10 protein-coding genes are annotated in these 13999 nt (G+C 70.8%); 7 read left to right on the top strand and 3 right to left on the bottom strand.

Translation table 11 applies throughout. The annotated features are described in order from the left end of the window. Positions 1 to 116 precede the first annotated feature (116 nt). Positions 117 to 3293: an isoleucine--tRNA ligase gene (ileS, locus tag ACQEV8_RS11490; protein ID WP_432959506.1), complete on the bottom strand. Its 3177-nt coding sequence runs from the start codon at positions 3291 to 3293 to the stop codon at positions 117 to 119. 981 nt (positions 3294 to 4274) lie between these two features. On the opposite strand from ileS, the gene ACQEV8_RS11485 reads away from it, so the two are divergent. The 6 genes from ACQEV8_RS11485 to ACQEV8_RS11460 all read left to right on the top strand — a co-directional run bounded on the left by ACQEV8_RS11485 (position 4275) and on the right by ACQEV8_RS11460 (position 10044). Further along, positions 4275 to 5336 carry a TraR/DksA C4-type zinc finger protein gene (locus tag ACQEV8_RS11485; protein WP_432972613.1) on the top strand — a complete coding sequence of 354 codons (1062 nt, stop codon included), beginning with the start codon at positions 4275 to 4277 and terminating at the stop codon, positions 5334 to 5336. Between the two features lie 89 nt (positions 5337 to 5425). Beyond that, on the top strand, positions 5426 to 6082 hold the full coding sequence (gene lspA, locus ACQEV8_RS11480) for a signal peptidase II (RefSeq protein ID WP_432959505.1): 657 nt from the start codon (positions 5426 to 5428) through the stop codon (positions 6080 to 6082). Positions 6083 to 6146: 64 nt separating this feature from the next. After that, positions 6147 to 7091 carry an RluA family pseudouridine synthase gene (locus ACQEV8_RS11475; RefSeq protein ID WP_432959504.1) on the top strand — a complete coding sequence of 315 codons (945 nt, stop codon included), beginning with the start codon at positions 6147 to 6149 and terminating at the stop codon, positions 7089 to 7091. Further along, positions 7088 to 7561 carry a GNAT family N-acetyltransferase gene (locus ACQEV8_RS11470; protein WP_432959502.1) on the top strand — a complete coding sequence of 158 codons (474 nt, stop codon included), beginning with the start codon at positions 7088 to 7090 and terminating at the stop codon, positions 7559 to 7561. The genes ACQEV8_RS11475 and ACQEV8_RS11470 overlap by 4 nt, the downstream gene beginning before the upstream one ends. 98 nt (positions 7562 to 7659) lie before the next feature. Next, a complete protein-coding gene (locus tag ACQEV8_RS11465; protein WP_432959500.1) occupies positions 7660 to 9246 on the top strand; it encodes a Na+/H+ antiporter in 1587 nt (528 codons plus the stop codon). A gap of 57 nt (positions 9247 to 9303) precedes the next feature. Further along, positions 9304 to 10044, top strand: coding sequence for an SDR family NAD(P)-dependent oxidoreductase (locus ACQEV8_RS11460; protein WP_432959498.1), 741 nt, complete (start codon positions 9304 to 9306; stop codon positions 10042 to 10044). Between the two features lie 62 nt (positions 10045 to 10106). Here ACQEV8_RS11460 and ACQEV8_RS11455 read toward each other — a convergent pair whose 3' ends face one another. Next, a complete protein-coding gene (locus ACQEV8_RS11455) occupies positions 10107 to 11237 on the bottom strand; it encodes a mechanosensitive ion channel family protein (RefSeq protein WP_432959496.1) in 1131 nt (376 codons plus the stop codon). Positions 11238 to 11345: 108 nt separating this feature from the next. Between ACQEV8_RS11455 and ACQEV8_RS11450 the strand changes: the two genes are divergently transcribed. Next, on the top strand, positions 11346 to 11915 hold the full coding sequence (locus ACQEV8_RS11450) for a dienelactone hydrolase family protein (protein ID WP_432959495.1): 570 nt from the start codon (positions 11346 to 11348) through the stop codon (positions 11913 to 11915). Positions 11916 to 11921: 6 nt separating this feature from the next. Here the strand turns inward: ACQEV8_RS11450 and ACQEV8_RS11445 are convergent, their stop codons facing one another. After that, the gene (locus ACQEV8_RS11445) at positions 11922 to 13592 is read right to left on the bottom strand and encodes an alkaline phosphatase D family protein (protein WP_432959493.1); all 1671 of its coding nucleotides are present in this window, start codon (positions 13590 to 13592) and stop codon (positions 11922 to 11924) included. Positions 13593 to 13999: the final 407 nt, after the last annotated feature.

The raw sequence follows: 13999 nt of genomic DNA, 5'->3' as shown, positions 1-13999 counted from the left end.
GGTCTGTTCCTGCTGCCATGCCTGTTCGTGCGTACGCAATCGCGTTCGTGCGTACGCAACGCCGAAGGCCCGGTCCCGCCAAGATCTTTGGCGGGACCGGGCCTTCGGTCTGAGCGTTACGCCTTGCGCAGGCGGAAGGCCAGGGACAGACCCTCGTCGCTGAAGGACTCGCCGTAGGTGTCGTCCGCCTCGCCCTGCTGGAAGTCCGTCGCCAGGACCTCGTCGGCGATCAGGCCGGCGTGGTCGGTCAGGGCCGCGACCGTCGCCGCGTCCGTGGCCGTCCAGCGCAGCGCGATGCGGTCGGCCACGTCGAGGCCGCTGTTCTTGCGGGCCTCCTGGATCAGCCGGATCGCGTCACGGGCCAGGCCCGCACGCCGGAGTTCCTCCGTGATCTCCAGGTCGAGGGCGACCGTGGCACCGGAGTCCGACGCCACCGACCAGCCCTCACGCGGCGTCTCCGTGATGATCACCTCGTCGGGAGCCAGCGTGATGGTCTCGCCGTCGACCTCCACCGATGCCGTGCCCTCGCGCAGGGCCAGTGACAGGCCGGCCGCGTCCGCGTTCGCGATGGCCTTGGCCACGTCCTGGACGCGCTTGCCGAACCGCTTGCCCAGCGCGCGGAAGTTGGCCTTGGCCGTGGTGTCGACCAGGGAGCCGCCGACGTCGCTCAGGGTCGCGAGCGACTCGACGTTCAGCTCTTCCGTGATCTGAGTGCGCAGCCCGGAGTCCAGCGCGTCGAAGCCTGACGCGGCGATGAGCGCGCGGGACAGCGGCTGGCGCGTCTTGACGCCCGACTCCGCGCGTGTGGCACGGCCCAGCTCCACGAGCCGGCGCACCAGCACCATCTGCTTCGACAGCTCCGGGTCGATGGCCGTGAGGTCCGCCTGCGGCCAGGAGGACAGATGGACCGACTCGGGAGCGCCCGGGGTGACCGGAACGATCAGGTCCTGCCAGACCCGCTCGGTGATGAACGGGGTCAGCGGGGCCATCAGCTGCGTGACCGTCTCGACGACCTCGTGCAGCGTGCGCAGGGCCGCCTTGTCGCCCTGCCAGAAGCGGCGACGGGAGCGGCGCACGTACCAGTTCGACAGGTCGTCGACGAACGCGGACAGCAGCTTGCCGGCTCGCTGGGTGTCGTAGGCGTCGAGCGCCTGGGTGACCTGGTCGGTGAGCGCGTGCAGTTCGGACAGCAGCCAGCGGTCCAGGACCGGGCGGTCGGCCGGGGCCGGGTCGGCCTCGGACGGGGCCCAGCCCGACGTACGGGCGTACAGGGCCTGGAAGGCGACCGTGTTCCAGTAGGTGAGGAGCGTCTTGCGGACGACCTCCTGGATGGTGCCGTGGCCGACACGGCGGGCCGCCCAGGGGGAGCCGCCGGCCGCCATGAACCAGCGGACCGCGTCGGCGCCGTGCCGGTCCATGAGGGGGATGGGCTCCAGGGTGTTGCCCAGGTGCTTGGACATCTTGCGGCCGTCCTCGGCGAGGATGTGGCCGAGGCAGACCACGTTCTCGTACGACGACTTGTCGAAGACCAGGGTGCCGACCGCCATCAGCGTGTAGAACCAGCCGCGGGTCTGGTCGATGGCCTCGCAGATGAACTGCGCCGGGTAGCGGGCCTCGAAGGTGTCCTTGTTCTTGTACGGGTAGCCCCACTGAGCGAACGGCATCGAACCCGAGTCGTACCAGGCGTCGATGACCTCGGGCACGCGCGTGGCGGTGCTGCCGCACCCGTCCTGCGGGCAGGCGAAGGTGACCGCGTCGATGTAGGGGCGGTGCGGGTCCAGGCCCGACTGGTCGGTGCCCGTCAGCTCGGTCAGCTCGGTGAGGGAGCCGACGCAGGTGAGGTGGTCGTCCTCGCAGCGCCAGATGGGCAGTGGCGTGCCCCAGTAGCGATTGCGGGACAGCGCCCAGTCGATGTTGTTGTCCAGCCAGTCGCCGTAGCGGCCGTGCTTGACCGTGTCCGGGAACCAGTTGGTGTTCTCGTTCTCCGCGAGGAGACGGTCCTTGATCTCCGTGGTGCGGATGTACCAGGAGGGCTGCGCGTAGTAGAGGAGCGCGGTGTGGCAGCGCCAGCAGTGCGGGTAGCTGTGCTCGTACGGGATGTGCCGGAAGAGCAGGCCGCGGCTGTCGAGGTCCTCGGTGAGCTTCTCGTCGGCCTTCTTGAAGAAGACGCCGCCGACGAGGGGGACGTCCTCCTCGAAGGTGCCGTCCGGGCGGACCGGGTTCACGACGGGGAGGCCGTAGGAGCGGCAGACCTTGAGGTCGTCCTCACCGAAGGCGGGGGACTGGTGGACCAGACCCGTGCCGTCCTCGGTCGTGACGTAGTCGGCGTTGACCACGTAGTGGGCCTCGGCCGGGCTGTGCCCATTGGTTCCCTCGCTGACGCTCGGGAACTCGACCAGCTCGAAGGGGCGCTGGTACGTCCAGCGCTCCATCTCGGCGCCCGTGAAGGTCTGGCCGGTGGTCTCCCAGCCCTCGCCGAGGGCCTTGGCGACGAGCGGCTCGGCGACGACGAGCTTCTCCTCGCCGTCGGTGGCGACGACGTAGGTGACTTCGGGGTGGGCGGCCACGGCCGTGTTGGAGACCAGAGTCCAGGGCGTGGTCGTCCACACCAGGAGGGCGGCCTCGCCGGCCAGCGGGCCGGAGGTGAGCGGGAAGCGGACGAACACGGACGGGTCGACGACCGTCTCGTAGCCCTGCGCCAGCTCGTGGTCGGACAGGCCCGTGCCGCAGCGGGGGCACCAGGGGGCGACGCGGTGGTCCTGGGCCAGCAGGCCCTTGTTGAAGATCTCCTTGAGTGACCACCAGACCGACTCGATGTACTCGGGGTCCATGGTGCGGTAGGGGTCCTGGAGGTCGGTCCAGTAGCCCATGCGGGTCGTGAGCGCCTCGAAGGCGTCCGTGTGCCGGGTCACCGACTCGCGGCACTTGGCGTTGAACTCGGCGATGCCGTACGCCTCGATGTCCTGCTTGCCGGAGAAGCCGAGCTCTTTCTCCACCGCCAGCTCCACCGGGAGGCCGTGGCAGTCCCAGCCGGCCTTGCGGGCGACGTGGTAGCCGCGCATGGTGCGGAAGCGGGGGAAGACGTCCTTGAAGACGCGGGCCTCGATGTGGTGGGCGCCGGGCATGCCGTTGGCGGTGGGCGGGCCCTCGTAGAACACCCATTCGGGGCGACCCTCGGACTGTTCCAGGCTCTTGGCGAAGATCTTCTGCTCGTCCCAGAAGGCGAGCACGGTGTGCTCGAGGGCGGACAGGTCGACCTGGGCAGGTACCTGGCGGTACGTCGGCGATGTCATCAGCGGGTTTCCTCCGGCGGACTTGCTGCCTTCCGTCCGGAGGGACGAGAGCTACGTCATTGCCTGCGCCGCCTTCGGCGCGCTCCCGCGGTACCACCCTCCTTGGCCCTCCGGTGCGGGGTGTGCGCCGGTGAGCCCCCTCATTGGGGTCGCGATGCCGGCTCTACTGGCCGCCGCTGTTCGGCTACGGCTTTCTTCCGGCGGCTCCGGGGTGATCTTCACGTCGCGCTCGCCCCCGGGCTTCCACCGTCCCCGGGTCGCTCTGGGCTGCGTACGCCGCTACTCGTCCCCATCCACGCTTTTCGCTCCGCCCAGTGTACGGCGCCGGGCGGACAGCGGCCGACCGCTTTTCGGGGCCGCCGGGGACGAGGTGGCGCAAGAGGTGGAGTTTGGGTTTGATGACCCGAATGGAGTGGTATAGGTGTTCGGATCCTGGGACGTCCGGCTCGGCGGATTACCGGACGGGGAGCTGGGCACAACGGATGCAGGTTCGCCGCGCGGCATTGGCGAGGCGAGCGAATCGGGCGGTGTGCCCCGTTGCCGCGGGACTCAAGTCGATTTATCGTCCCAGCACGATTCGCGAGCAAGATCACTATATGTGAAGGGGCCGCGGCCATGGTGGCGAAGAAGACCGCCGTACAGCAGCCGGCGTCCGGCAGGGCCGCGGAGGCCTCCGGCGGTACGCCCAAGGACCCGGGCGGGAAGAAGACCGCCCAGGGAGGCTCGGCCGGGCAGGCGGCGAAGGGGGCGGCCGACAAGGCGACCGAGGGGACGAAGGCGGCTGTCACCAGGACCAAGGCGGCGGTCAAGAAGGTGACGGCCAAGAAGGCCGCGGCGGGAAAGGCCGTGGCCAGGAAGGTCGCGGCCAAGACGGCGGCGGCCGAGGGGCCGAGCGAAAAGGCTGAGGCCGAGAGGGCTGGGGTCGGGGAGGCTGAGGCCGTAGAGACCGGGGCGGTGGAGGCTGAGGTCGGGAAGGCCGCGGTGGAGAGAACCGCCGCCGAGAAGTCTGAGGCCGAGAGGGGAGCGGCCAAGAAGACAGCGGTCAAGAAGACAGCGGTCAGGAAGGCGACGGCCAAAAAGGCCGCCGCTGAGAAGGCCGCGGGAGCGAAGGCCGCGGCCGGGAGAGCCGCGGGCGAGAAGGCTGCTGCCGGTGAGACGGCGGAACAGGGGGTCGCGGGCCGGAAGGCCGCAGCCGGCGGGGCGGCAGGGCGGAAGGCCGCAGGTACGAAGGCGGCCGCCGATGAGACGGCGGGGAAGAAGGCTGACGCCGGGAAAGCGGGTGTCGGTGAGGTCGCGGGGAAGAAGGCAGTGACCAGGAAGGCCGCTGTCGGTGAGGCCGCGGAGAAGAAAGCCGCGGTCAAGAGGGCGAAGGCGGCCAAGGCCGTCGCCGCTGAGAAGAGCGTCGGGGCCGAGGGCGTGCGCGCCGGAGGCAAGAGCACCACCACGAAGAGCGCGGCCGGTAAGGGCACTGCCCGGACCGGCGCGGTCACACAGGACAAGGCCGGGAAGAGCACGGCCGAGAAAGCGGGCGCGGCCGAGGCCGCGACGCAGACGGGAGCGACCACGGTGGGTGCGAAGAAGACTCCTGGCACGGCGACGGCGGCCAAGACCGCCGTCCCGAAGGCACGGGTCGCCGCGGCGGAGCCCGGTGAACTCGCCGTACGCCCCGGGGAGGACCCCTGGACGGAGGCGGAGGTCGAGGAGGCGCGTGCCGAGCTGACCTCCGAGGAGACCCGGCTGCGTGAGGAGATCACGTCGTCCGAGCGCTCGCTCGCCGGTCTGATGCGCGACTCCGGGGACGGCGCGGGCGACGACCAGGCGGACACCGGCACCAAGAACATCACCCGCGAGCACGAGCTGGCCCTGGCCGCCAACGCTCGCGAGATGCTCATCCAGACCGAGCGCGCCCTGGACCGCCTCCACTCGGGTACCTACGGCCTGTGCGAGAACTGCGGCAACCCCATCGGCAAGGCCCGGATGCAGGCCTTCCCACGGGCCACGCTGTGCGTGGAGTGCAAGCAGAAGCAGGAGCGCAGGTACTGACCGGCGGCCGAATGCCGCCTGAGCACGTGGGGGGCACCGGGCGTGTCGTACCCTCGTGCTCAGTCAGGAACCTAGGTTGAGGGACTCACGTGGCAGAGGCGGAGCGCATCATCGGTACGCCGGACACACCGGACGCTGCCGGGGACGGGCAGGAGCGGCCCGAGGACGCGGCGTCGGGCGAGCGCGCCGACTCCGAGGGCACCCGGCCCGCCGGAGAGTCCGGCACGGGTGAGCCGGTGCCCACGGCCGCGCCGCCCCGGGGCAAGCGGCGTATCGCGGTCCTGTTCGCCGTCGCCCTCTTCGCGTACGCCCTCGACCTGAGCACCAAGATGATCGTGGTGGCCAAGCTTGAGCATCACCCGCCGATCGAGATCATCGGGGACTGGCTGAAGTTCGAGGCGATCCGCAACGCGGGCGCGGCCTTCGGCTTCGGCGAGGCCTTCACGGTGATCTTCACCATGATCGCGGCGGCGGTGATCGTCGTGATCGCCCGGCTCGCCCGCAAGCTCTACAGCCTGCCCTGGGCGCTCGCGCTGGGACTGCTGCTCGGCGGTGCGCTGGGCAACCTCACCGACCGGATCTTCCGGGCTCCGGGTGTCTTCGAGGGCGCGGTCGTGGACTTCATCGCGCCCAAGCACTTCGCCGTCTTCAACCTGGCCGACTCGGCGATCGTGTGCGGCGGCATCCTGATCGTGCTGCTGTCCTTCAAGGGGCTCGACCCGGACGGCACCGTCCACAAGGACTGAGCCCGCGAGGGGTTTTCCACAGGCGCCGTACGGGGCCGTCGGACCCGTCCGGCATACTCGACGGGTGAGCACGATTCCCGAGATCCGTACCCTGCCCGTGCCCGACGGACTGGAGGGCGAGCGCGTCGACGCCGCCATCTCCCGCATGTTCGGCTTCTCCCGGACCAAGGCGGCCGAACTCGCCGCCGCGGGGAAGGTCACGGTCGACGGATCGGTGGTCGGCAAGTCGGAGCGTGTCCACGGCGGCGCCTGGCTGGAGGTCGAGATGCCGCAGGCGCCCGCGCCGGTGCAGGTGGTGGCCGAGCCGGTCGAGGGCATGGAGATCGTGCACGACGACGATGACGTGGTCGTGATCGTCAAGCCGGTGGGCGTCGCCGCGCACCCGTCGCCGGGCTGGACCGGGCCGACCGTCATCGGGGGCCTTGCCGCCGCCGGGTACCGCATCTCCACCTCCGGTGCCGCGGAGCGCCAGGGCATCGTGCACCGCCTCGACGTCGGCACGTCCGGGCTGATGGTCGTCGCCAAGTCGGAGCGCGCGTACACCTCGCTGAAGCGCCAGTTCAAGGAGCGCACGGTCGACAAGCGGTACCACACGCTCGTCCAGGGCCACCCCGACCCGACCAGTGGCACCATCGACGCGCCCATCGGCCGCCACCCGCACCACGACTACAAGTGGGCGGTCACCGCCGAGGGCAAGGCGTCCGTCACGCACTACGACCTCATCGAGGCCTTCCGCGCGGCGTCGCTCCTCGACGTGAAGCTGGAGACCGGCCGCACCCACCAGATCCGCGTCCACATGGCCGCCCACCGGCACCCCTGCGTCGGCGACCTGACCTACGGAGCCGACCCGACCCTGGCCAAGCGCCTCGGCCTCACCCGCCAGTGGCTGCACGCGGTGCGCCTCGGCTTCGAGCACCCCGGGGACGGGCAGTGGGCGGAGTTCTCCTGCGACTACCCGGAGGACCTGCAGAAGGCCCTGGACCAGGTCCGGGAGGAGACGTACGCATGAGCGCTCCGCGGTATGCGGTGCGGGTCGCGGAGGACCTCACCGACCGTGAGGCGTGCTTCGCGGTGCGCAAGGAGGTCTTCGTCGGCGAGCAGGGCGTTTCGGAGGGCCTCGAGTACGACGCGTACGACGCGGGGGCCGTGCATGTGCTGGCCGTCCGGGAGGAGGACGGCGTGCCGCTGGGGACCGGGCGGCTGCTGTTCGGCGAGGCGGCCGTGGCGCAGACAGGAGCCGGCCTGTCCGTGGGCTGCCTCGGCCGGCTCGCCGTGACCGGCCGGGCGCGCGGCCTCGGCGTCGGAGTCGCCCTGGTGCGGGCCATCGAGGACGCGGCACGCGTGCGTGGGCTCGCGGCCGTCGACCTGCACGCCCAGACGCACGCGCTCGGCTTCTACGCGCGGCTCGGTTACGAGGCGTACGGGCCGGAGTACCTGGAGGCGGGCATCCCGCACCAGGGGATGCGGCGTTCGCTGTAGCCGCTCTCCGCAGGTGCTGCCGAAACGGTTTGTCCGTGGAGTTGCGTGGCAGGCTTGAGTTCAGTCGTATGACCGTCTGACCTCCCGGAGCGCTGACCGTGGATCAGTTGGCCCTGTTGTTCGTGCTGCTGCTCGGGGCCGTGATCAGCGTCCCGGTCGGGGACCGGCTGGGGATGCCCGCGCCGGTGCTGATGACGCTCCTGGGCATAGTCCTCGCGCTGCTCGAGTTCGTACCGAACGTCGAGATCCCGCCGGACCTGATTCTGCCGTTGCTGCTGCCGCCCTTGCTGTACGCCGCCGTGCGGCGCACATCGTGGCGGCAGTTCGCGGCGAACAAGAGACCGATCTTCCTGCTGGCCGTGGCGCTGGTGTTCGTCACCATGGCCTGTGTGGCCGCCACGGCCGACGCGATCGTGCCGGGGCTGCCGCTGGCCGCGGCGTTCGCGCTCGGTGCGCTGGTCGCGCCGCCGGACCCGGTCGCGGCCACCGCCGTCGCGGGCCAGCTGGGGCTGCCGCGCCGGCTGGTGTCGATCCTGGAGGGCGAGGGGCTGTTCAACGACGTGACGGCCATCGTCCTCTACCACGTCGCGATCGCCGCCGCCGTCAGCGGGACGTTCTCGCCCTGGCAGGCCGGGCTCGATCTGGTGCTGTCGGCCGTGGTGGGAGCGGCCGTGGGCATCGCGCTGGGCTGGGGCGCGAACAAGCTGATGGAACTGCTCGGGGACGCGACCCTGCAGATCGGGCTGACCCTGCTGGTGCCGTACGCCTCGTACGTCATGGCCGAGGAACTGCACGGGTCCGGAGTGCTCGCCGTGCTCACCACCGCGGTGTTCCTCGCGGAGTACGGGTCGGACGCCGACGACGTCATGACGCGGCTGGCCGGGCACACGTTCTGGAACATCGTCGACACGCTCGTCACCGGCGTCGCGTTCGGGCTTGTCGGTCTCGAGCTGCACAACGCCATCCGCACCGCGTCGGGCCGGTGGGGCGAACTGCTCGGCTGGGCGGCGGTCGTGGTGGTCGTCGTCGTGTTCGTACGGCTGCTGTGGCTGCTGCCGGCGACCTGGCTGACCAAACGGCTGCACGCGCGGCGGGACTACGACGAGGACATCCCGGTGAGCTGGCGCGAGACCGTGGTCATGTGGTGGTCGGGGATGCGCGGAGTGGCCTCGGTGGCGTTGGTGCTGGCCATTCCGCTGGAGACGGACGCGGGGGCGCCGTTCCCCAACCGGGACGAGCTCATCTTCATCGCGTTCGGGGTGATTGTGGCGACGCTGGTGGTGCAGGGGCTGACGTTGCCATGGCTGGTGCGGCGGCTGGGCGTGAAGGCAGACAGGGACCAGGAGAAGGAACTCGCGAAGGAGCTGGCGGTCCGGGCGTCCAAGGCGGCGAAGCGGAGGCTGCGCGAGATCGAGGAGGAAGAGGAGCTCCCGGAGGAACTGTCCGAGCAGATGGTGCGGCGGGCCTTCGACATCGGCGTCCGGATCAGTCCCGAGGTCGCGGAGGACGAGCGGCGGGAGGCTTCCCGGGAGCGCGCGCGGCGGCTGAAGCGGGTGCGGCGGATCCAGCAGGAGATGCTGAGTGCGGCACGGCACGAAGTGCTGGCGGCGCGCAGTGAGCCGGGGACCGATCCGGAGGTCGTGGACCGGGTGTTGCGGCATCTTGATGTGCGGTCGATGCGGTGAGGCGGGTCCGGCCGGGGCTTTTGGGGGCAACGGCTGACGGGTCGTAGGGTCGTGGGTATGGCACGGAATGTAGTGATCAGTGGTGGAGGAACGGGGATCGGGCTCGCGGCGGCCCGGGTGTTCGCCGCGGGCGGGGATCGGGTGTTGCTGCTCGGGCGGCGGGCCGAAGTGCTGGAGAAGGCCGGGGTGCCCGGGGCGTTGACGTATGCGGCGGATCTCGCCGAACCGGGGGACGTGCGGGGCGTCGCCGGGTTCGTGGCGCGGGAGTTCGGGGCCGTGGACGTGCTCGTGCACAGCGCCGGAGGCAACGGACTGCTGGAACCGGAGGCCGGGAGCGACGATCCGCTGGAAGCCGTCGCGCACAGCTGGAGCGTGAACTTCCGGCTCAACCTCCTGACGTCCGTACTGCTCACTGAGGCGCTGAAGCCGCGACTCGCCGAGCCCGGCGGGCGGGTGCTCTTCCTCGGATCCATCGCCGCCTACCGGGGATCGGGGAGCGGGGCGTACGGGGCGGCCAAGGCGGGGCTGCACCCTTACGCCCATGACCTGGCCAGGGAGCTGGGACCGCGCGGCATCACCGTGAACGTGGTCGCGCCCGGTTACATCGAGGACACCGAGTTCTTCGGGAGCGCGATGGCCGAGGACCGGCGGGAGCGGCTCATCGCGGAGACCTCGAACGGGCGGGCCGGGACACCCGGAGACGTCGCCGAGACGCTGCACTGGCTCGCCTCCTCGGGGGCCGGGCACGTCACGTCCCAGATCATCCAGGTCAACGGTGGCGCCGAGCGCGGCCACTGAGATCAACCAGGAAGGGGGCTGCCCGCGGTACGGGCAGCCCCTTCACTTCCTCGGCTCTCGTGTCAGCGCTCCGGCCTCGCCGAGCCGTGGTAGCGCCGCTGCTGGGGCGGGACGCCGTCCTGCGACGGGCGGTGGCCGTTGCCGTTCGAGGACGGCGGCAGGATCGCGTCCGCCGTGTTGACCCGGGGCAGGGCGTACGGATGCTCGTCGGCCAGCCAGCCGACCATCTGCTCGCGGACCGCGACCCGCACCGTCCAGATGTCGTCCGCGTCCTTGGCCGTCACCAGGGCCCGCACCTGCATGGTGCTCGGGGTGCTGTCCGTGACGCACAGGTTGTAGGCGCGCCCGTCCCAGGCCGGGCACTCCCGCAGGATGTCGCGGAGCTTCTCGCGCATCGCCTCCACGGGGGCGGAGTGATCGACGTGCCAGAAGACGATGCCCGTCATCTGCGGGGTGCCGCGCGACCAGTTCTCGAACGGCTTGGACGTGAAGTACGAGACCGGCATGGTGATCCGGCGCTCGTCCCAGGTGTGGACGGTCAGGAACGTCAGTGTGATCTCCTCGACCGTGCCCCACTCGCCGTCCACCACCACGGTGTCCCCGATGCGCACCATGTCGCCGAAGGCGATCTGGAACCCCGCGAACATGTTGCTCAGCGTGGACTGGGCGGCGACACCGGCGACGATGCCGAGGATGCCGGCCGAGGCCAGCAGCGAGGCCCCTGCCGCCCGGAACGCCGGGAACGTCAGCAGCATGCTCGCCGCGGCCACCACGCCGACGACCGCGGACACCACCCGCATGATCAGCGTCACCTGGGTGCGCACCCGGCGGACCCTGGCGGGGTCGCGGTGGGCCCGGGCGCTGGCGTACCGGCTGTAGGACGTCTCGACGATCGCCCCCGCGATACGGATCACCAGCCAGGCGGCCGACCCGATGAGCAGCAGCGTCAGCGCCTGTCCCAGGCCCTCGCGGCGGTCCTCCAGCAGTTGCGCCGCGTCGTACGACCCTCTCAGGAGGGCCGCGAAGAGCACGAGCTGGTAGGGGATGCGGCCGCGGCGGAGCAGACCCCACAGCTGGGTCTCGTGGTGTCGTTCGTCGGCCTTGCGCAGCAGGTAGTCGGTCGCCCAGCCGATCACCACCGTGAGGACGACCGAGCCACCGACCACGATCAGCGGTCGCAGCAGGTTCTCCATGCCCCCGAACCTAACCGGCTCCCGGCGGACATGAACATGTGACTTCCGTCCGGTCGTGGGTACTGCCGTGAAGTCGGGGTGTCACACCCGGCTGGCACCATGGCTTCCATGAACATCATGCTCTTTCACTCGACCCAGGGGTTGCGGCCCGCGGTGCTCCAGGCCGCTGACCGGCTGCGCACGGCCGGACACGAGGTGTGGGCGCCCGACCTCTTCGAGGGGCGCACCTTCGAGACGGTCGAGGAGGGCATGGAGCAACAGGAGAAGATCGGCAAGGACGAGCTGCTGAAGCGGGCCGTGCTGGCCGCCGCGCCCTATTCCGAGCGCGGGCTGGTGTACGCGGGGTTCTCGCTCGGCGCGTCGATCGCCCAGACCCTCGCCCTCGGCGACGACAAGGCCCGCGGGCTGCTGCTCCTGCACGGCACGTCGGACATCGCGCCGGATGTCACGGCGGACGACCTGCCGGTCCAGCTGCACGTGGCGGAGCCGGATCCCTTCGAGACGGACGACTGGCTCAGCGCCTGGTATCTGCAGATGGGCCGGACCGGCGCGGACGTCGAGGTGTACCGGTACGCCGGGGCCGGCCACCTCTACACCGACCCCGACCTGCCGGACTACGACGAGGAGGCCGCCGAGTCCACCTGGCGGGTGGCGCTCGGCTTCCTCGAAACCCTGTAGCGGCGGTTACACCGGGTCGTAGGAGCGCTCGACCTTCTGCGTACCGCTGCGGGTGCGGTACGAGCGGGACCACTTGGCGGTCGCGTCGCGCTTCGTGCGGTCGGAGACGACGTAGTAGTCCATCTGCGCGCGCTCGGCCGTGATGTCCAGGACGCCGAAGCCGTGCCGGTCGGTGTCGACCCAGTGGACATGGCGGTTGGCGGCACGGATGACGGGGGAGGCGACCGCGGAGACCGTGCCCTCCGGGACCTTGACGATGTCGTCGAGGTTGTCCGAGGTGACCGACGTGACGACGAACTCCGTGGCGGCCGACGGGGACAGCGGGTACGTGCCGGCGTCCACCGGCACGTCGTTGGCCCAGGCCATGTGGATGTCGCCGGTGAGGAAGACGGTGTTGCGGATCGCGTTCGTCCGCAGATGCGCGAGGATTTCGCGGCGGTCGTCGGTGTAGCCGTCCCACTGGTCGGTGTTGAGGGCTAGGCCCTCCTGGGGCAGGCCCAGTAGCTTGGCCAGCGGCTTCAGCAGGTCGGCGGAGAGCGAGCCGATGGCGAACGGCGAGATCATCACCGAGTTGCCGACCAGCCGCCAGGTGGTGTCGGAGGACTTCAGCCCCGTCTTGAGCCAGTCCAGCTGGGCGCGGCCGGTGAGCGTGCGGTCCGGGTCGTCGACCTCGCCGTTGCCGACCTTGACCTGCTGCGAGCGGAAGGAGCGCAGGTCCAGCAGGGAGAGGTCGGCGAGCTTGCCGAAGCGCAGCCGGCGGTAGGTGGTGCCCGCGATCGCCGGGCGCACCGGCATCCACTCGAAGTAGGCCTGCTTGGCGGCGGCCTGACGGGCGGACCAGGTGCCCTCGGCGCCCTCCGTGTGGTTCTCCGCGCCGCCCGAGAAGGCGTCGTTGGCGAACTCGTGGTCGTCCCAGATCGCGACGACCGGGGCCGTGGCGTGCAGCGCCTGGAGGTCCGGGTCGGCCTTGTAGTGGGCGTGCCGGGTGCGGTAGTCGGCGAGCGTGACGATCTCGTGGGCCGGGGCGTGCGGGCGGACGACCTTGCCGCGGGTGCCGTACTCGCCGGTGCCGTACTCGTAGATGTAGTCGCCCAGGTGCAGCCAGGCGTCCAGGTCGCCGCGGGCCGCGAGGTGGCGGTACGGGGAGAAGTAGCCGGCCTCCCAGTTCGCGCAGGAGACCACGCCGAAACGGAGGCCGGGGACGGCTGCGTCCGCCGCCGGCGCGGTGCGGGTGCGCGCCGCCGGGGAATCGGTGCCGCCGGCCGAGAAGCGGAACCAGTAGTCGGTGGCCGGCTGCAGGCCGCGGATGTCGGCCTTGACGGTGTGGTCCGAGGCCGCGGTCGCGGTGGTGGAGCCCTTGGCGACGACGTTGCTGAACGCCTTGTCCCTGGCGACGACCCAGCTCACCTCGGTGTCGGGGCCGGCGCCGGAGCCGGGTATCGCCTCCGGGACAGGGGTGACGCGGGTCCACAGCAGGATGCCGTCGGGCAGCGGGTCACCGGAGGCGACGCCGTGCAGGAAGGCGGGGGCCTGGTCGACGGCGCGCGCCGGCAGGGTCGCCGCCAGCGGCCCGGCCAGGACAGCGGTCGCCGCCGCGGCCTTGACGACCGTACGGCGGCGGGGGGCGAGGGAGTTGAGGCCCTCTGACGATGTGGAGGATCTGTATCGACTGGTCACGGCGCATCAGGTTACTGATGGGTATGCCATGCGCGCGAGTGAACTCCCACATGTGCCCCTTGTTCGGTTGGGGTTTCCGAGGAATCCAGATCGACATCGAGCCAGGTACCGTTCCGGACGATGATCCGGGTGCCGTCGGGGTGACCTTCCAGGTCGAGCATGCCGGTCAGCTCCGCCACCTCGGCTGAGCCGCGCAGGGATCCGTCCTGACCCAGGGTCCGGGTGCCAGACCTGCTGGGGCAGGGGCCGGATCGCGCGGCGGACCGGTTCGGTGACCGGATGCCCGACGGAGAAGGAGGCGGGGAGGCCGCGGGTGCGCAGGGACCGCACATGGGCCCCGGATCCAGTCGGCCCTGCCGGATTCCACCTTTCCGCGCCCCGCCCCGCTGTCGGTCCATCATGTACAG

It is taken from the genome of Streptomyces sp. CA-179760 (assembly GCF_050937045.1).
Lineage (GTDB): Bacteria > Actinomycetota > Actinomycetes > Streptomycetales > Streptomycetaceae > Streptomyces.
The sequence above is the reverse complement of the archived record's forward strand: the minus strand, read 5'-3'. Positions and strand labels throughout refer to the sequence as shown.